Annotated in this window: 18 protein-coding genes; 4 read left to right on the top strand and 14 right to left on the bottom strand. The window is 32.7% G+C overall.

What is annotated here, in order from left to right:
• Window positions 1-58: 58 nt before the first annotated feature.
• Complete coding sequence (locus tag BJG89_RS08285; RefSeq protein ID WP_096809973.1) at window positions 59-922, top strand: NERD domain-containing protein; 864 nt, start codon at window positions 59-61, stop codon at window positions 920-922.
• A 107-nt stretch (window positions 923-1,029) separates the two neighbouring features.
• Here the strand turns inward: BJG89_RS08285 and nucI are convergent, their stop codons facing one another.
• Window positions 1,030-1,560 carry a thermonuclease NucI gene (gene nucI / locus BJG89_RS08290; protein WP_096809975.1) on the bottom strand — a complete coding sequence of 177 codons (531 nt, stop codon included), beginning with the start codon at window positions 1,558-1,560 and terminating at the stop codon, window positions 1,030-1,032.
• Window positions 1,561-1,770: 210 nt separating this feature from the next.
• Here nucI and BJG89_RS08295 point away from each other — a divergent pair, with 210 nt between their 5' ends.
• The gene (locus BJG89_RS08295) at window positions 1,771-1,962 is read left to right on the top strand and encodes a hypothetical protein (RefSeq protein ID WP_096809976.1); all 192 of its coding nucleotides are present in this window, start codon (window positions 1,771-1,773) and stop codon (window positions 1,960-1,962) included.
• A 285-nt stretch (window positions 1,963-2,247) separates the two neighbouring features.
• Complete coding sequence (isaB, locus tag BJG89_RS08300; protein ID WP_096809978.1) at window positions 2,248-2,757, top strand: immunodominant staphylococcal antigen IsaB family protein; 510 nt, start codon at window positions 2,248-2,250, stop codon at window positions 2,755-2,757.
• A gap of 763 nt (window positions 2,758-3,520) precedes the next feature.
• Here the strand turns inward: isaB and BJG89_RS08305 are convergent.
• The 8 genes from BJG89_RS08305 to hflX all read right to left on the bottom strand — a co-directional run bounded on the left by BJG89_RS08305 (window position 3,521) and on the right by hflX (window position 10,776).
• Complete coding sequence (locus BJG89_RS08305; protein WP_096809979.1) at window positions 3,521-3,793, bottom strand: hypothetical protein; 273 nt, start codon at window positions 3,791-3,793, stop codon at window positions 3,521-3,523.
• Between the two features lie 440 nt (window positions 3,794-4,233).
• Complete coding sequence (locus BJG89_RS08310; RefSeq protein WP_096809981.1) at window positions 4,234-4,647, bottom strand: SRPBCC family protein; 414 nt, start codon at window positions 4,645-4,647, stop codon at window positions 4,234-4,236.
• A 255-nt stretch (window positions 4,648-4,902) separates the two neighbouring features.
• A complete protein-coding gene (locus BJG89_RS08315) occupies window positions 4,903-5,454 on the bottom strand; it encodes a GNAT family N-acetyltransferase (protein WP_232514167.1) in 552 nt (183 codons plus the stop codon).
• A gap of 239 nt (window positions 5,455-5,693) precedes the next feature.
• Window positions 5,694-5,891 (bottom strand): hypothetical protein, encoded by a 198-nt coding sequence (locus BJG89_RS08320; protein ID WP_096809983.1) that lies wholly within the window; start codon window positions 5,889-5,891, stop codon window positions 5,694-5,696.
• Between the two features lie 419 nt (window positions 5,892-6,310).
• Entirely contained in the window at window positions 6,311-7,651 is a 1,341-nt protein-coding gene (gene glnA / locus BJG89_RS08325) for a type I glutamate--ammonia ligase (RefSeq protein WP_096809985.1), read from the bottom strand.
• 20 nt (window positions 7,652-7,671) lie between these two features.
• The gene (locus BJG89_RS08330) at window positions 7,672-8,040 is read right to left on the bottom strand and encodes a MerR family transcriptional regulator (RefSeq protein ID WP_170006890.1); all 369 of its coding nucleotides are present in this window, start codon (window positions 8,038-8,040) and stop codon (window positions 7,672-7,674) included.
• 252 nt (window positions 8,041-8,292) lie between these two features.
• Window positions 8,293-9,525, bottom strand: coding sequence for a methionine gamma-lyase family protein (locus BJG89_RS08335; RefSeq protein WP_096809987.1), 1,233 nt, complete (start codon window positions 9,523-9,525; stop codon window positions 8,293-8,295).
• 15 nt (window positions 9,526-9,540) lie between these two features.
• Window positions 9,541-10,776 carry a GTPase HflX gene (gene hflX, locus BJG89_RS08340; protein WP_096809989.1) on the bottom strand — a complete coding sequence of 412 codons (1,236 nt, stop codon included), beginning with the start codon at window positions 10,774-10,776 and terminating at the stop codon, window positions 9,541-9,543.
• Window positions 10,777-10,879: 103 nt separating this feature from the next.
• Between hflX and BJG89_RS08345 the strand changes: the two genes are divergently transcribed.
• The gene (locus tag BJG89_RS08345) at window positions 10,880-11,353 is read left to right on the top strand and encodes a glutathione peroxidase (RefSeq protein WP_096809991.1); all 474 of its coding nucleotides are present in this window, start codon (window positions 10,880-10,882) and stop codon (window positions 11,351-11,353) included.
• 102 nt (window positions 11,354-11,455) lie between these two features.
• On the opposite strand, the gene hfq is transcribed toward BJG89_RS08345, so the two are convergent.
• From hfq to glpK, 5 genes are all read right to left on the bottom strand, one after another.
• Window positions 11,456-11,674 (bottom strand): RNA chaperone Hfq, encoded by a 219-nt coding sequence (gene hfq / locus BJG89_RS08350; protein WP_096809993.1) that lies wholly within the window; start codon window positions 11,672-11,674, stop codon window positions 11,456-11,458.
• Between the two features lies 1 nt (window position 11,675).
• The gene (gene miaA, locus BJG89_RS08355) at window positions 11,676-12,623 is read right to left on the bottom strand and encodes a tRNA (adenosine(37)-N6)-dimethylallyltransferase MiaA (RefSeq protein WP_096809995.1); all 948 of its coding nucleotides are present in this window, start codon (window positions 12,621-12,623) and stop codon (window positions 11,676-11,678) included.
• Window positions 12,624-12,628: 5 nt separating this feature from the next.
• Entirely contained in the window at window positions 12,629-13,561 is a 933-nt protein-coding gene (locus tag BJG89_RS08360; RefSeq protein ID WP_096809997.1) for an alpha/beta hydrolase, read from the bottom strand.
• Window positions 13,562-14,235: 674 nt separating this feature from the next.
• Entirely contained in the window at window positions 14,236-15,909 is a 1,674-nt protein-coding gene (locus BJG89_RS08365; RefSeq protein WP_096809998.1) for a glycerol-3-phosphate dehydrogenase/oxidase, read from the bottom strand.
• A 146-nt stretch (window positions 15,910-16,055) separates the two neighbouring features.
• On the bottom strand, window positions 16,056-17,558 hold the full coding sequence (gene glpK / locus BJG89_RS08370; RefSeq protein WP_096810000.1) for a glycerol kinase GlpK: 1,503 nt from the start codon (window positions 17,556-17,558) through the stop codon (window positions 16,056-16,058).
• Between the last annotated feature and the right edge of the window lie 28 nt (window positions 17,559-17,586).

The raw sequence follows: 17,586 nt of genomic DNA on the forward strand, positions 1-17,586 counted from the left end.
AGAAATAAAAGAGTAAAATATACTTTGTTAAAAAATTATTAAGATTAGGATGATATCAATGTTTTTTCCGATTATTTTAGCAATTATTATTGTAATACTAATTTTAGTTATTATTATAGAACGAAGAGTGATGAATCATAAACTTGAAACTGAAACTTATGCTAAAGACCAATTAGTAAATAAAATAAGTCTCATCACTCGTGAAAACACGTACTTGAAAAACCAAATGCTTGAAAAAAATGCTAGTAATGACACGCATCATCATGGTTTAAGAAAAGCAAAACAAGAATTACAAGAGATATTATCACAATATCAAAAAGAAGGGGCCATTTCATTCTTTGATATTATTACCACTGGTAACTTAGCTGTTAAACATCCATTATTTGAATATGCTAGAGCATTTGATTATATTGTCATTACAGAAAAAGGTTTATTTAATATTAATGTGAAAAACTGGAAACAAAAGACATTTTACCATTTCACTGTGGATCCATCTACTGCGTTAGAAAATAATCAGGAAGATACTGTAAACCAAACTGTAGGCCGTTATATAGCTGATCAATTTCATAGTCAATTCCAATCAACGCGCCCTACAACGTACACATTTATTGAAAGAATCAGAAACAATTCTGTTACGTATGATTTTTATAATTACGACCCATATGAACAATCTTCAAAAAATACAAAAGCATTAGAAGATAGAATTGCAGAAAAATTAAATCATAGAATCCATAACATCGGTTTAGTTTACTTCACAGATGGAAGTGTAAATTTAATTGATGGCCCTACAGAAAGACAAGATTTTGTAGAAACAGTGTCTTCTAAATCCTCACTAAAAGAAGTCATTGGTGAAACTGTGACTCATGCACCTGAATCATTGTCTGAAGAACAATATAATGCATTACTTTCACATTTTCATTAATCAAATATTAATAAAACACTCTAAATTATTAATTGAAAAAGGCTAGTACTCAATTTTAAAAGTTGAGCCACTAGCCTTTTTTATATTTTAAAATAGTAAAAATTAAATTAACTCCAAATATTTTCTTTATTATTTTTTGCTTCTTGTTCCGCCTTTTCAAATAAGTCTCTATATTTGCCATTTGGAGCATAATATTTTTCTCTAGCCAATCCTTTTCTTACTAGTTCTTCGTTAAATAGTGTCTCTTTATCTAACCAAACGTAAGCAAGTGTTCGCCCATAATGGTCTTCTTTTTCTTTATCATATTCTAAATGTATATCTTTATCAGTTAAATGTGCTTTAGAGTAACCAGAAGCTGCCTCTCCATATGGCTGCACAGACGTGTTAGGTTTAACCGTTTCTGGCGTATCTATGCCTATTAACCTCACTCTCATTTGTTCGTTATCATTACTTCTTGCTACAAGCGTGTCACCATCTACCACACGCTCTACATGTACTGTTTCAGTTTGTTCTGGACCAGAGGCATCATTTGAATCATTGAATGAAAACGGGCCGGTGCCATTGATAAATTGAAATACGAGAACACCTAAAATAACGATACTCACAACTAATATAGTGATTTTCTTTGTCGATTTCATTGTTGCACCTACTCCTTAAGCATATTCCAAATTATCATATAGAATATAAAACTATACGTCAAGATAGCTATACAAAAACAAATGTATTATTTACGCAATAAATATTTACTACTTTATAATGTCTACATGATTGTTAAATAATATGATGGTAATTTATTTTATCTTATCTGTTTTCTCGTGCTATAATAAACAACGATAGGAGTGAAACACTTGAGCATATTTAAAGAAAACATGATTACAGTTATTGCAATTGTTATAGCAATCATCGTTGGATTGATATTACAATACCAATATCAATTTCCTCCCCTTGTGTCAGCCGCTGTAGCTATATTTCTAGGCATTTTCATTGGATTTATTGTCTTTGTCATTCAAGTTATTGTAACTAAAATTAAGAAAAAATAGTATTTCCTGCCGCACAATTGAGTCGGCAGTTTTTTTGGCATCTAGTTAACATAATATTATTATAGTTTTGTAAACATACTTTATCTATGATTGTTTATTATACTTCAGCATTTTTTCTACTTCCAATTTTCCTTTCATTAAATAGCCTACTTTAATATAGTAGTATTTTAATTGCTTCCATTAAACTTTTATCAAAAAAGTAAATATACACATTACTTGTAATATTTTGTTATAGTGTAACTGAATCGTAATGTGATTCAAAATTTCTATTTGGAGTGATATAGTATGAATAAAATTTCAAAGATTTTTGTAGCAGGTACGGTTACGCTTGGAACTGCATTAGGTATAAATATTTCTAATGAAGAAGAATCACATAACGAAGCGCAAGCAATAACGACGCAACCTTGGTATACTTATAGTGGATATACTTCAGAGGGTGGTGATTTTGTATTAGATCAATCTTTTTTTAATGGGTTAAAAGCTGGAAATATGACATTTAATGAAATTAAAGTCAACAGCAAGTACCATTCTGGATCTAGCAGTAAGGTGATTTACGATCAAACTTTTCAGCAAACAAATGGTAAAACCGCAAATAGTGTAACATTTAGTATACAAAATAAATCAGTAAGTTTAAAAGATATACGTGTGCAGTATGGTGAAAATTATAAGTACCAACAGCCAATAAATGGAGATAAAGAAACTAGTAGTGACGGACTTTATGGATACCAAGTTGGCGACGGTAATATTGTTTTCCATGTCAGTGATGGTTATGTAACAAGTGCTGTGGTTTCTTAATAGTTCACTTTATAAATCAACGCTAATGACACTTCACAAACAAATATTTTACATTGTTACTCACTATATAATGCAATTAACAAACATATCTGTACGCCACGCACCGCCCCTCGCTATCGCTAATTAGTGAGGGCTTTCATTTGTAGTTTAGCCGCCTATTTGCTCATCTCATCTTCAGGTTTGCAAAGGTAATATACATATGATGTGACAACCCAATTACGTGCTGCTGTGATCATGATATGAATTAGAATAACTGTCGCTTTTTAACCCTCTTTTTGATATACCAACTGATGTTTGCAGTGATCAAAAACGATTATGTTAATCCTTTAGAAACATGTCCGCTTCTGATAAATTTCAATATATTAAACAGAATTTAAAATCTTTAATTTTAATATAATTAAGTATGTCCTAACAGCTATTACACCATTCTCATCGTTAATTGAGCGTTTATAAAGTTATCGTAAAAAGGACAACATGCTACTGCATGTCGTCCTATATGAGTGCCGTCCAAAAGACGTTGCCTTTACATTAAACTTTGTATACCTATAGTATAATTGCTATCATTTTTTAAGCTTAAATTACTCAGCAACTGAATATGAGGGTTGTGCCTGGCATATGAACTGCAAGTGTAATCCCAATTAGAAAAAACTGTCTGATTTAAATTAAACTTTATATAGTATGACCATAGTTATTTGAAAAGTCATTTACAATACTACTTAATATGAATGTTTATTTGTTACATTGACACAACAATGTAACATAATTAATTTCTCACAATATCTTTACTCGTTTCAATAATAAATAAAACAAGTAAAGTCAGGCAAACAGAACCAACAAGCGTTGGGATAATAAAGAACATGTCTGTCGAGTTTGATATAGCCTCACCTGTAGAATTTAACATGGTTACTCCAATGAATGCGCCAATTACTGCTGAAATCGTGCTAATAATAAGGTTAGTCATTTTATTATTAGTTAACCAAATTGAAAATGTCACCCCAACGATTACACCTATTACGATTGTAATAATAAAATCCATCAAATCCCTCCTATAGTATAGTGTTTCTATCTGCGTATACCATTTATTTAAACACACCTGAACATGGTACGATGCCTAACATTTATAAGAATACAACTTACATATTCTGCTTATAAATTCAATAACCTCAAAAAAGTATATTAAACACATAAAACTAAAATTTTGGTTTTAGAAAAAGTTTATTTTCTAAATTAAATAATAAGCAAACGCCCTACCTTCAGCCTACGTATTGCTCAAAAAAGTTAAACCATACAGTGAACAGTAACCAAACGTACGCTTTTTACATTTTCATAAATTTAGCTCTACGCATCCAAAAGTAAAATAGATATATTAAAATCTTCAGTGATTGATTTAATGGATATTTCGTTATCTGCATGTAATTTTATTATTTTACGACGTTGGGGGTCCACCATCGCTTGAAACACATTATAGTTTTTATATTATTCATTAGCATTTAGATACTTAGGAAGGTTCATCTTCACTATTTCTTCCCAACCGTCATCCATAAATCCTTGTACAACAGAGTGCGGCTGGCCAAACTCTGTTTCTTTTTCTTCATCCCAACCAGAATGTATCAGTATAAATTCTGTTGTACTATCATCTATTTGTTTAAGTTGGAATGTTATGGTCCAATCTTTTCCCAAATTAAAACTTAAGCTATCTTTAGGGTTTAGTTCTGTTACTTTACATGGGGATGCCCCATATTCTCCAGCGTAAAGCGTAAATTCTTTGCCTAACTTAGCTTCAAAATCATTTGGCATCCACCAAGAAGTTATACCTTCTGATGTTCGAATGGCGTGCCAAACTTTATCTTTACTTGCTTTGAGCATAACTACTTTTTCTATTTGTGGCATTTTATTACTATTGTTTATCTATGATACCTCCGTGTTTGATGTAACACCTTTTAGTGTTATATTCAGCATAGTTATTTTATTTAAATATATAATACTTCTTTCAAAAACTATACTATTTCCCTATTATTATTCTATTTATAAAAAATAATTTTAAAAAACTTATCTATTAAACTTATCAAAATTAAATATTGTATTTTTCTTTAGACAAAATTGTATTTGGCGAAAGTATATCTTTTTAAAACCTTCATTGATAGATTATAAAATAGTCCTATTTAATTTTTCTTCTAATAATGACCAAGCTTCATAAAAATGCTCATCTAAATGAATCGGTCTAAAACCAAAATCAAGATACATATTAATCGCTTGGTAACTCGTCGTTTGAGAAGTTAAATAAACTTGGTTATGATATTTGGCTATAAGTTTCATTGTGGCAGATAATAGTGGTTTAGATAAATGTTTGCCTTGGTATTCAGGTATGATTGCTACCCAGTGAATACGACCCATTGTATGGCGTTCATCTGTTAATCGTCCGTACCAAGCGGTTGCAGTGCCAATGACTTCTCCTTTAGCATTTTCTATAAATAAACATCGTTGTTCCATTTGGTCTAAGTAGGGACCAAATTCATCATTAAAATGGCATAACGCTTGGTTTATAGTATTAAATTCGTTAACGCTTGTTTCTACATTAGCCCATTTTAATTGTTCACCTTTTTGAAAATGGCGAATTTTATAACCATTGGGTAATCCGTAATCTGGTATATGACCTAATTGATCTCTTAGCATCTGTAATTTAAAATATTTCATCATTATCTAACTCCTTATAACTCCGATCAAATTAAAACTTGTGTTTTTAAAATCATTTAGCATTATGCTAAAAAATATAAATGTTGTACATAAAACAAGAGACTAAGATATAAATAACTTCTTAGTCTCAAATATAGCTATGGATTATGGTTGTTATAATAAGTCAACGCGTTAACACGCGCTTTATTCAATCCGAGTCGCTTTATAAACCGCAAACACAACAGTTTAAAAATGGTTTTTGATTAAATTTCTTTAATAAAAGTTAATATCGCATGAAATTCTTCTTCATCCGATGAAAATGTGCGCTCTTCGATTTCACGTATTGTACTATTTAATAATTTATATTCTGAAACTTCTTCATCTTTTAAATATGCGTTGATGCTACTTTCTAATTCTTTTAAAGAATGTGCTTTGATAGTGCTTAATTTTATTTCTTGCATTTAAATACATCCCCTTTTTGTAATTGTATATTTCTATTATTTAAAAAACACAAAATCTCATGATTAAAAAATAATTCCAAACATATATACATTATACACTTTATCAATGAATTTAATCTTATTTTTCAAAATTATATTACATATCACGCATGATTTAGAATCTAATAAATATGTTAAAAATACATATTTTTAACATGACACATAAATACAATCTAAACCACTTATACAAACAAAGGTAGGTGCAGAAAATTAGAAAAAATTATTCAAGACAAAGAAGTATTGTAAAATTTGCACATACAAATTGCACCCAAATACTAATATTGATAAAAAAGGCGCAAAAAAAGCAATCCGAATTTATTCGTATAGAAGAAGATTCGGATTGCTGATATTACTAGTGTTTTGCCCCTTTTGCTTAGCACCTAGTATTGTTTTAAATATTGTTCTCTTTCCCATTCAGAAACTTGGGTCCTGTAATAATCCCACTCAATTGATTTAGAATTGATAAATTGATTATAAATATGGTTACCTAAAGCTTCTTTAATAGAATCATTTTCTCTCATCGCTTTGATAGCTGTATATAAAGTTGAAGGTAAATCTTGAATACCCACTGCTTCACGTTCTTCACGATTCATTTCATAAATATTTTGATTTACGGGTTCAGGTACTTCTAATTTATTTTCAATACCATCTAAGCCTGCTTGCAAGATAGCTGCTAATGCTAAGTATGGATTAGCTGCAGGGTCAACAGAACGGACTTCCACACGTGTTGATAAACCACGTGAAGTTGGTACACGTATTAATGGAGAACGGTTTTTACCACTCCAAGCAATATAGCAAGGCGCTTCATAACCTGGAACTAAACGTTTATAAGAATTAACTAAAGGATTACATACACCTGTTAAACCGCGTGCATTTTTAAGAATTCCGGCAATAAAGTGGTAAGCATCTTTAGTCATTTGCATATCACCTTCAGGATCATAAAAGGCATTTTCTTTACCTTTAAATAGTGACATATTAAAGTGCATTCCGCTTCCATTTACACCGAATAACGGTTTTGGCATGAAAGTTGCATGTAGATTATGTTGACGTGCGATTGTTTTGACAACTAATTTGAACGTTTGAATGTTATCACATGCAGTGATTGCATCTGCGTATTTAAAATCAATTTCATGTTGACCTGGTGCCACTTCATGGTGACTTGCTTCAATATCGAAGCCCATATCTTCTAACTCTAAAACAATGTCACGACGACAGTTTTCACCTAAATCTGTAGGTGCAAGGTCGAAATAACCGCCATTATCATTTAATTCTAATGTTGGTTCACCTTTCTCATCTAATTTGAATAAGAAGAATTCTGGCTCAGGTCCTAAATTTAACTCAGAAAAACCTAAGTCTTGCATATTTTTTAATACACGTTTTAAGTTTGCGCGTGGGTCACCTTCAAATGGTGTACCGTCTGTTTTATATACATCACAGATTAGACGAGCCACTTTGCCTTGACCAGCTGTCCACGGGAAAATAACCCAAGTGTCTAAATCTGGATATAAATACATGTCTGATTCTTCAATACGCACAAAGCCTTCGATTGAAGATCCATCAAACATCATTTGATTATCTAAAACTTTTTCTAATTGGCTAACTGGCACTTCTACGTTTTTAATTACACCTAAAATGTCAGTAAATTGTAAACGTAAGTACCTGACATTTTCTTCCTTAGCGAACTTGTGAATGTCTTCCTTTGTAAATGAACGTTTTGCCATTATAATGTCCCCCATTAATTTTATTTGATAAATCGAGATAAATCTCCACGATTTATCGGAATCGCTTCTCGTTGTGGTTTCTGTGTAGCATCAACTATCATTTGTTTTCTTGTTTCTTGTTCATTGTCAGATAGGTGATCTTGTTCGTTGTTTAAAATTTGTTTGATTCCTTTTAAGTTAAAACCTTTTTCATTCAGTCTTTTTATCTCTAAAAGGCGATCCAAATCATTTAACGAAAAAAGTCGTTTATTTCCTTCTGATCTTTCTGGCTTAATCAGTTCATGTGTTTCATAATAACGAACTTGTCTAGCGCTTAATTCGCTTAATTTTGTAACAACACTCATAGAGAAGACTGGCATGTTGCGTCTTATCGTATCTTTTGACTCCAATCCAATCACCTCTATTTTTGAACTTGTATATAATTTAGCATAATTAATAAATGATTTCAAAAATATGTTAGGTTTTCTAACATCAGCAGTTAATCCTTGATACGAACAGTTTTAAGCAATGTTCTTTATTTTATAACATTGAATATTCCAAAAAATCTTAAAATTAAATAAAAAATCCACATGATAATCCCGTTTCACTCAAAATATAAATTACATAAGTGAACACGCGAATCATTGTGGATTTAATTTATCTTAAATTTGTTGTTGTAATTTTTGTGCAGCTCTTGTCACAGCTAGTTTAACATGTTCATATGTCAAACCGCCTTGCACATAAGCTTCATATGGTGGTCTAATGGGACCATCCGCTGATAATTCAATTGAAGACCCTTGAATAAAAGTACCAGCTGCCATAATCACATCGTCTTCATACCCTGGCATATATGAAGGTTCAGGACTGAAATGTGCATTGATAGGAGATGCTTCTTGAATACTTTGACAAAATTGAATCATTTGTTCTTTTGTATCAAATGCAACTGTTTGAATTAAATCTGTTCTCAGTTCATTGTATCTTGGTGTTGTGCGCATATTCATTTTTTCTAATAATAAGCTTGTAAATAACGCGCCTTTTAAGCTCTGGCTTACAACATGAGGTGCTAAGAAAAACCCTTGGTACATTTCTTGCAAGGAATATAATGAAGCACCGGCTTCTTTTCCAATACCAGGTGCTGTTAAACGATATCCACATCTTTCAACTAATGCAGCTTTTCCAACAATATATCCGCCGATTTTAGCCAGTCCGCCGCCCGGGTTTTTAATTAATGAACCTGCCATTAAATCAGCACCACATTCAATAGGTTCACGTTTCTCAACAAATTCTCCATAACAATTATCAACAAAGACAATCACTTCCGGATGTTTCGCTTTGATTTGATTAATAGCTCTTTCAATTTTTGCTAAATCAATAGATGGTCGTTGATCATAACCTTTAGAACGTTGAATCGCAATGACTTTAGTTTGAGGTTTAATATTATTTAAAACAGCGTCAATATCAATGTCATCTTGTTTTAAATCCACTTTACTGTATGCAATACCATGTTCTTTTAAACTTTCTATACCATTGCCATTGATGCCTATCACTTCTAATAATGTATCATATGGATTACCAGTAATATATAATAATTCTTCCCCATGTTTTAAGAGGCTTTGTAACGCAATAGTTATAGCATGTGTGCCAGATATAATCTGTGGGCGCACGATTGCGTCTTCTGCTTTAAATGTATGTGCATAAATTGCTTCTAAATGATCTCTACCAATATCATCGTAACCATAACCTGTGGTGCCGAGTAAATCACTTTCTGTTGCTTTAACAGCATGAAAAGCATCTAACACTTTTTCTTGATTTCTATAAGCTGTTGCTTCTATTTTCTTAAAATAGGGATCTAACATCGTTTCAGTGTCTGCTATTAATTGCTCTATCTTCTCCATTACCCATTCTTCTTTCTATTCTTTTTTAAAACCTTTCACTTCATATGTTGCATCATCTTCATTAAAATTCAATTCTGAGACGAGTGTATGCTGTTTTAAGAAGTATAACCTATCAGCATTGTTGCTTGGCACACTTTCTTCATAATAAGTGAGCGCTGCTTTCACTTGCTCAATCAGCATTTGTTTCACTTTGTCTTTATCTTCATCATTTTTACTAGAAACAAAAACGGATGGTAAGTTCGTTGTGGGCAGTGTCCCCTCATGTAAATCTTTTTTATTAAATATAATTGCTTGTGGGATATGCCCCATGTCTAAGTCATCAACAATTCGATTGACAGTATCATATTGAACACGGTATTCTGGATGGCTACTATCAACCACATGCAATAACAAATCTGCGCCTTTCGCTTCTTCTAAGGTAGATTTAAAAGCAGCGATTAAAGTTGTGGGCAGTTTCTGTATAAAGCCAACAGTATCAGAAATAATTAAATTAAATCCCTCGTTAATTTGAATCTGTCTCGTTTTAGGATCCAATGTAGCAAATAATAAATTTTTTTCATAAGTCACTTCATCAGCTAATACATTAAACCATGATGATTTACCGGCGTTGGTATAACCAACAAGGGCTACTTGGAACACATTATTCTGTTCACGCTTATTACGATATCGTTCACGATGCTCAACAACTGTTTCTAATTGATGTTTGATTTCATTCATCCGCGTTCTAATGTGACGACGGTCCATTTCTAATTTGGTTTCACCTGGACCTCTTGTACCGATACCGCCACCTAAACGCGACAAGCTACGACCATGGCCTTGGAGGCGTGGTAATAAATAATCTAATTGCGCAAGCTCTACCTGTAATTTACCTTCCTTACTTCGCGCTCTCAATGCAAAGATTTCTAATATCAACTGTGTTCTGTCTATAATTTTGACATTCAGGTTACCATTCAATGTTTTTGACTGTGCCGTCGTCAATTCATCATTGGCTACTACAACGTCTATGTCATTCATTTCAACATATGCTTTTATATCTTCTAATTTTCCTTTACCTACGTAGTATTTATTATCAAAATGATTTCTATTTTGCGTAAACTGCGCTTGTACATTAAGTTGGCACGTTTCTGACAATGAAGCTAGTTCTTCCATTGTGGATTCAAAATCAAATACTTCATCGGATTGAGCATGAACTCCGACTAAAATGGCTGATTCTAATTCTTTTTTAGTCGTATGTGTGTGTTGTTGGCTCATAACATGCACCTCTTTCAAAGTTTTCTTAGCTATTCTATCATAGTGTTAATATAAAGACTATAAACTTAAATTATGTTAGATTAATAATAAGAGGTGACGCAATATGACTATATACGATATAGAAGTTCAGAAACCAAATGGAGAGACTTATAAATTAGAAGCATATAAAGATAAAGTACTGTTAATTGTTAACACTGCAAGTGAATGTGGTTTCACACCACAGTTTGAAGGCTTGCAAGCGTTATACGAAAATTATAAAGACCAAGGTTTCGTTGTTTTAGGTTTCCCATGCAACCAGTTTGGTGGTCAAGAACCAGGGACAGGGGAAGAAGCTACACAAAGTTGCAAAATCAATTATGGTGTGTCATTTCCAATGCACGAAAAAATTGACGTTAAAGGGGAAAATCAACATCCTTTATACCAATTCTTAACAGAACAACAAAATGGTTTCTTCAATGAAAAAATCAAATGGAACTTCACTAAATTTTTAATTGATAGAAATGGTAACGTAGTTAAACGTTTCTCTCCTCAAAAAAAACCAAGTCAAATTGAATCTGAAATTGAATCACTGCTTTAAACTTAACCAATTATGAATTAATTAAAAAAGCTACGCTTGATTATTAAAAATCAAGGGTAGCTTCTTATTATTTAAAGTATGCAAAATAAATTGTTAGAAAAATTATGCTTCGTCAACTGTATCATCAATTGTAAATGTACTGATTGCATGTTTATAAATTAGATGTTGCTTACCTTGTGTTAATAAACAAACTAAGCTATCATCATAATCTTCAATAATCCCCTTCATTTGAAAACCATTAACTAAAAAAACAATGACTTTAGTTTGATCATTTTTAAATTGTCCTAGGAATTTATCTTGGATGTTTTCTGTTGTATTCATGTTATGTACTCCTTTTATTTATTTGGACTGAAACTTCATCTAACATCAATGAAAGTGACATTTTCTCTCTATCTAACCATACTACGTCGAGCTTGTTTTTGAACCAAGTCATTTGTCGTTTTGCATAATTTCTAGAATGCTTTTTCAATTTATTTGTTGCTTCATCTAGATTAGACTCATTTTTAATTACAGGTAACATCTCTTTATATCCGATAGCTTGCATACTTTGACAAGTTTCAAAACCATCTTCAACGAGTTGTTTCACTTCATTAAGTAATCCGCGTTCCAACATTATATCTACACGTTTATTAATTCTTTGATATAAAGTTTCGCGTGACATTTCTATCCCTATTAATAATGTATCATAATTCACCGTATATTGTTGACTTTTCTTACGAGAACTTAAAAGTTTTTTTGTTTTTAAGTAATATTCTATCGCTCTACGTACTCTTTTTCGATTGTTTGGGTGGATATTGTCAGCTGAGGCTTTATCAAACGAAGCTAAATAACCATGCAAATGTACATTAGAAAGTGAATCTAATTCACTTAAAGTTGCGTCTACGTATTTTTGTCTTTCTTCTGAAATAGTCTCATCTTCAAAGGCGTAATCATAAATTAATGATTGAATATATAATCCAGTACCACCTACAATAATAGGTATACGCCCTCTATTGATAATTTCTTTTATTAATCGCTGTGCGCTTTTTTTGAAGTCATATGCAGAAAATGTTTCATTAGGTTCGAGCATATCTATCATATGATGCGGTATGCCCTCCATCTCACCTTCTGTTATTTTTGCTGTTCCGATATCCATATGTTTATAGACCTGCATGGAATCTCCGCTAATAATCTCACCGTTGAATTTTTTGGCTAGTTCAATACTTAATTCTGTTTTACCTACAGCCGTAGGACCCACCAACGCAACTATAAAAGGCTTGTCGCTATGCACTTGTATCAACTCTCTCTATTCTTTTTTAAAATTTGTTTCTCTATCCAATCATACATATGATGCCAAGTCGTTATGCTATCTCTTTCAAAAAGTACTTCATGCCTTTTATTTTTATATAAGTGAACTGTAATATGTTGAATATTACCCTTCTTATATAGTCTACCTAAATGTCTAATCCCTTTTCCATAATTACCTATGGCATCTTCTTTTCCTGAAATAAGTAAAATAGGCATTTCTGATTGCATTTTTTTTATATTTTTTAAACGGCTTGTCAGCAACATATGTTTGACAGTTTCATAAATTAATTGGTTTGAGACTAAAAATCCAGTATAAGGGTCTTTTTCAAATTTTTTAACTTCTTCAACATCGCTGGATAACCAATCATTATTAGATTTGTTGTTTTTAATATTTTTATTAAAGGATTTGTACATGATTTGATTTAACCATTTTAAACGACGTCGTTTCCCTGTTATTAAAGTGACTATTTTCAAACATATTTGTATTAACTTTCCTAAAAATTTTGGGTATTGCATTGTCCCAGATAAAATCATACCTTGTGCAACATCTGGATATTTCTGTGTAAATATTCTACTAACAATAGACCCCATAGAATGACCTAAAATAATATAAGGCGTATTTGTATCATTTGAATACAATGTTTGAGCAATTTCATAAGTATCGTCAGCTATATGCTCCATATTATCTATATGACCACGTTCAAACACTTCAATATCCTTACCATGACCTCTATGATTATGGCGTAACACATCATAACCTTGCTGATTCAGTGACTCAATAAGTGAATCATACCTGTCCATATGTTCTGCCATACCATGAAGTAGGTGGACGATGCCTACCCTTTCTTTTTTAGCTTTATTCAATTTAACTTCCAATGTTGTCCCATCTGCAACTGTGATTTTAAATTCATTTACACCCATGTTATAGCCTCCAAATCACACTTCGATTCACTCATCATATATTATACAATATACCTTCAAAATGTATTGTTTTCAAATACAATGCTAGTATGTATTTGAAAATGTGTAACCTTAAATTTTCTAGTTTTAATATCGTACTAGAACAGAAACCGTATTTTTTCAAACGATTTTGCAGTCCGACGCAGACAAAAATAACTAAAAAATACAAATTATTATAGTTCAACCATAAATCGTATTAAAGTTAAAATGGTTACATCGACTAAAGCTCATTGCAAAAAGGCCGCTAACTCAATTAGTTCAGAAATAACACTTTACATTTTATGGTAATCATGCACTATCAATCTCATATTTAAAACCCAAGGCGTTTATCTATGTTCTAACTTAACTCATAAAAAGCACCATGCTTTTTGTAGCATAAAACGATGATGAAATAAACACATTTTTAACTGCGGCATATCTGAAAGAATAACATGGTCTTGAAACTTAATGTTCAAGACACACTCGCAGCAATAATACAAAGTATCATTATAAAATAAACCCCAAAAAGATTTCGTTAACTAGAAATCCTTTTGGGGCTAAATTTTGGGATTTATATCCCAGACAGTTTTATTTTGAGTGTAGGCATTTATACTCCCTAACTGGCTCTCATATCAGTCGTTTAAATATTATATTTCTTATTCTTTTACTGCGGGTTGATTGTTGCCTGTTTGTGCTTCGTCAATGGCAGTTTGAAGTTCTTTTGTAAATAGTTCTTTTTGAACGTCTGTGTAGCCAAGTAACTCAGCCATTACATTAATAACTTGATCTTTATAATTTAATACATCGTCAATTTTGAAATATAGTTTGCCTGTACGGCGAATAAAGAAATCTGTTGGACGGTGAACCATTTCATTTTGAATAGAATAAATCAATTCAGTATAAATATCTAATGGCAAACCAGAATCTTGATATTGTGCTGTTTGTGCAATTTTGAATAATTCTTCTGCATTTGAACCATATTTAGTAGCAAAATGACGTGCAGTTGCGTCATCAATTTGATAAGCTTTTGCATCTTCTACTTTTTTATCTATGAAGTCGCTAAAGTTAGCACTGCCACCAACATCTCCACCTGAAATAGGTAAATGTTTGGTAGCACATTTATCAAATTTCATACCATATTCTGTTTTTAAGCGTTTAGATAATAAATCTACAATTTCTAACGCCATATGACGATAGCCTGTTAATTTACCACCGGCGATAGTTAATAGTCCTGATTTACCTTCCCAAACTTCGTCTTTACGAGAAATTTCTGAAGGGTCTTTTCCTTGTTCTAAAATCAATGGTCTTACGCCAGCCCATGAAGATTCAATATCTTCATCAGCTACATTTACATCTGGGAACATATAATTAATTGCCTCAATTAAATAATCTCTATCTTCTTGTGTAGCTAATGGCGATGTTTTATCATTATCATAGAAAGTATCTGTTGTGCCTACATAAGCTTTGCCTTCACGAGGAATAGCAAAAATCATACGTCCATCTTTTTCAGTGTCAAAATACACTGCTTGACCTAATGGGAATTTAGATTGATCAATAACAATATGCACACCTTTTGTTAAACGTAATTGTTTATTATTACGTGCATAATCGCCACTACGTACTTCATCTACCCATGGCCCACTTGCGTTGATTACTTTTTTAGCTTTAATTGGGTAAGTTTCTCCGCTAATTTGATCTTCGGCGTGAATACCATTTACCTGTTCGTTTGAATCATACGTGAAGTGTATTGATTTAGTATGGTTAATTACGGTTGCACCTTTTTCAGCTGCACGCTTCATTACTTCAATTGTTAAACGAGCGTCATCAGTACGGTATTCCACGTATGAGCCGCCACCTTTTAAGCCTGATTTTTTAACAAGCGGTTCTTTTGCTAATGTTTCTTTAGCATTTAACATTGTTTTACGTTCTGATTTTTTTACACCTGCTAATCTATCATATAAAGCTAGGCCAATAGAAGTAGTGAATTTGCCCATTGAACCGCCCTTATGCATTGGTAATAGCATGCGTTCTGGTGTTGTTACATGAGGACCATTTTCGTATACAATCGCACGTTCTCGACCAGTTTCAGCTACCACACCAACTTGTAGTTGTTTTAAATAACGTAAACCGCCATGAACTAATTTTGTTGAACGTGAACTAGTGCCTTGTGCAAAATCTTGCATTTCAACTAATGCAACCTTCATACCTCTTTGTGTTGCATCTAAAGCGATGCCTGCACCTGTAATTCCGCCACCAATAATCACAACGTCAAATGTATCATTTTTTAACTCTTTCTTAATCTGTTCTCTTTTCAAAGTTGATAAACTCATAAATCTAGCGCCTCCTAGTAATAATAAAAAAAGAGAGACCTATCCCATACATATATTATTGTACGAACAGAGTCTCTCATTTCTCATCTCGGTATTATTAACTTACCCTTATTATAGCATAAAAAACTAAATAAAGTCTAATTCTTTTATGCTTCATCTAATTTAAAGACTTGTGTTGCTTCTACAGCTTTTTTCCAGCCTTTATATAATTTATTTCTTTCTTCTTCTTCCATATCTGGATTAAACTCTTTCTCAAGTTTCCAACGATTAGCAATTTCATCTTTGCTATCCCAGAAGTCGACAGCTAAACCTGCTAAATAAGCTGCACCTAGAGCTGTGGTTTCGTTGATTTCAGGTCGTTCAACGCTCACATTTAACAGGTCTGATTGGAATTGCATGATAAAGTTGTTTTTTACAGCACCTCCGTCAACGCGCAGATTGTTGACAGTAATATCAGAATCTTTTTCCATTGCTTCAAGTACATCACGTGTTTGATAGCATAATGATTCTAATGTAGCACGGATAAAATGTTCTTTTTCTGTACCACGAGTTAAACCAAAGATAGCACCTCGCGCGTCAGCATCCCAGTATGGCGTTCCTAATCCAACGAAAGCAGGCACAACATAAACACCTTCAGTTGATTCTACACGTTCTGCGTAGTTCTCTGATTGTGGTGCAGAGTTAATCATTCGCAAGCCATCTCTTAACCATTGGATGGCTGAACCTGAAACAAAAATAGAACCTTCCAGTGCATAGTTAACCTTACCATCTAGGCCATATGCAATGGTTGTTAATAGTCCACTTTTAGATGCTACGGCTTCTTCGCCTGTATTCATCAACATGAAGCCACCTGTGCCATATGTGTTTTTAACATCGCCTCGTTCAAAACACGCTTGACCAAATAATGCTGCTTGTTGGTCGCCTGCGATACCAGCAATTGGGACTTCTTGGCCAAAGAAATGATAGTCAATTGTATTTGCATAAACTTCGCTAGATTCTTTAACTTCAGGTAACATAGAGTTTGGAATTTCTAAAATGTCTAGTAATTCTTGATCCCATTCTAAATCATGGATGTTATAAATTAATGTACGGCTTGCATTCGTGTAATCAGTAATATGTGCATTACCACCTGATAATTTCCAAACTAACCATGAATCGATGGTACCGAATAATAAATCTCCATTATCAGCTTTTTCTCTTGCTCCATCCACGTTATCTAGTATCCATTTAACTTTTGTTCCTGCAAAATAAGGATCTAATAAAAGGCCTGTTTTTTCACGGAATTTGTCTTCTAAACCTTGTTCTTTTAAATCTTGACAGATGCTTTGTGTTTGGCGTGATTGCCACACAATTGCATGGTAAATGGGTCTAGATGTTTTTTTGTCCCACACGACTGTAGTTTCACGTTGGTTTGTAATACCGATGCCTGCAATCTGCTCTGCGCCCACGTTTTCTTCATTTAAAACTTCAGCCATAACTGCTAAAACTGATGTCCATATTTCGTTTGCATCATGTTCTACCCATCCTGATTTAGGAAAATATTGTTTAAATTCGCGTTGTGCGACTCCTTTTATTTTACCTTCTTGGTCAAAAAGAATGGCTCTTGAACTCGTAGTACCTTGATCGATTGACAAAATATATTTTTCCATAATTATTATCTCCCTCTTCTAATGTTAG

Origin of the sequence: Staphylococcus nepalensis, from assembly GCF_002442935.1 — a bacterium.
Taxonomy (GTDB): Bacteria; Bacillota; Bacilli; order Staphylococcales; family Staphylococcaceae; genus Staphylococcus; species Staphylococcus nepalensis.

What these genes read in the sequence shown, in the direction of transcription:
- BJG89_RS08305 (WP_096809979.1), bottom strand. Translation starts at nt 3,793, where the DNA reads ATGGATTTTATTATTACAATCGTAATAGGTGTAATCGTTGGGGTGACA.
- BJG89_RS08335 (WP_096809987.1), bottom strand. Translation starts at nt 9,525, where the DNA reads ATGGAGAAGATAGAGCAATTAATAGCAGACACTGAAACGATGTTAGAT.
- glpK (WP_096810000.1), bottom strand. Translation starts at nt 17,558, where the DNA reads ATGGAAAAATATATTTTGTCAATCGATCAAGGTACTACGAGTTCAAGA.
- BJG89_RS08315 (WP_232514167.1), bottom strand. Translation starts at nt 5,454, where the DNA reads ATGATGAAATATTTTAAATTACAGATGCTAAGAGATCAATTAGGTCAT.
- hflX (WP_096809989.1), bottom strand. Translation starts at nt 10,776, where the DNA reads ATGAGCCAACAACACACACATACGACTAAAAAAGAATTAGAATCAGCC.
- BJG89_RS08285 (WP_096809973.1), top strand. Translation starts at nt 59, where the DNA reads ATGTTTTTTCCGATTATTTTAGCAATTATTATTGTAATACTAATTTTA.
- BJG89_RS08320 (WP_096809983.1), bottom strand. Translation starts at nt 5,891, where the DNA reads ATGCAAGAAATAAAATTAAGCACTATCAAAGCACATTCTTTAAAAGAA.
- isaB (WP_096809978.1), top strand. Translation starts at nt 2,248, where the DNA reads ATGAATAAAATTTCAAAGATTTTTGTAGCAGGTACGGTTACGCTTGGA.
- BJG89_RS08360 (WP_096809997.1), bottom strand. Translation starts at nt 13,561, where the DNA reads ATGGGTGTAAATGAATTTAAAATCACAGTTGCAGATGGGACAACATTG.
- glnA (WP_096809985.1), bottom strand. Translation starts at nt 7,651, where the DNA reads ATGGCAAAACGTTCATTTACAAAGGAAGACATTCACAAGTTCGCTAAG.
- BJG89_RS08310 (WP_096809981.1), bottom strand. Translation starts at nt 4,647, where the DNA reads ATGCCACAAATAGAAAAAGTAGTTATGCTCAAAGCAAGTAAAGATAAA.
- BJG89_RS08365 (WP_096809998.1), bottom strand. Translation starts at nt 15,909, where the DNA reads ATGAGTTTATCAACTTTGAAAAGAGAACAGATTAAGAAAGAGTTAAAA.
- hfq (WP_096809993.1), bottom strand. Translation starts at nt 11,674, where the DNA reads ATGAATACAACAGAAAACATCCAAGATAAATTCCTAGGACAATTTAAA.
- BJG89_RS08345 (WP_096809991.1), top strand. Translation starts at nt 10,880, where the DNA reads ATGACTATATACGATATAGAAGTTCAGAAACCAAATGGAGAGACTTAT.
- nucI (WP_096809975.1), bottom strand. Translation starts at nt 1,560, where the DNA reads ATGAAATCGACAAAGAAAATCACTATATTAGTTGTGAGTATCGTTATT.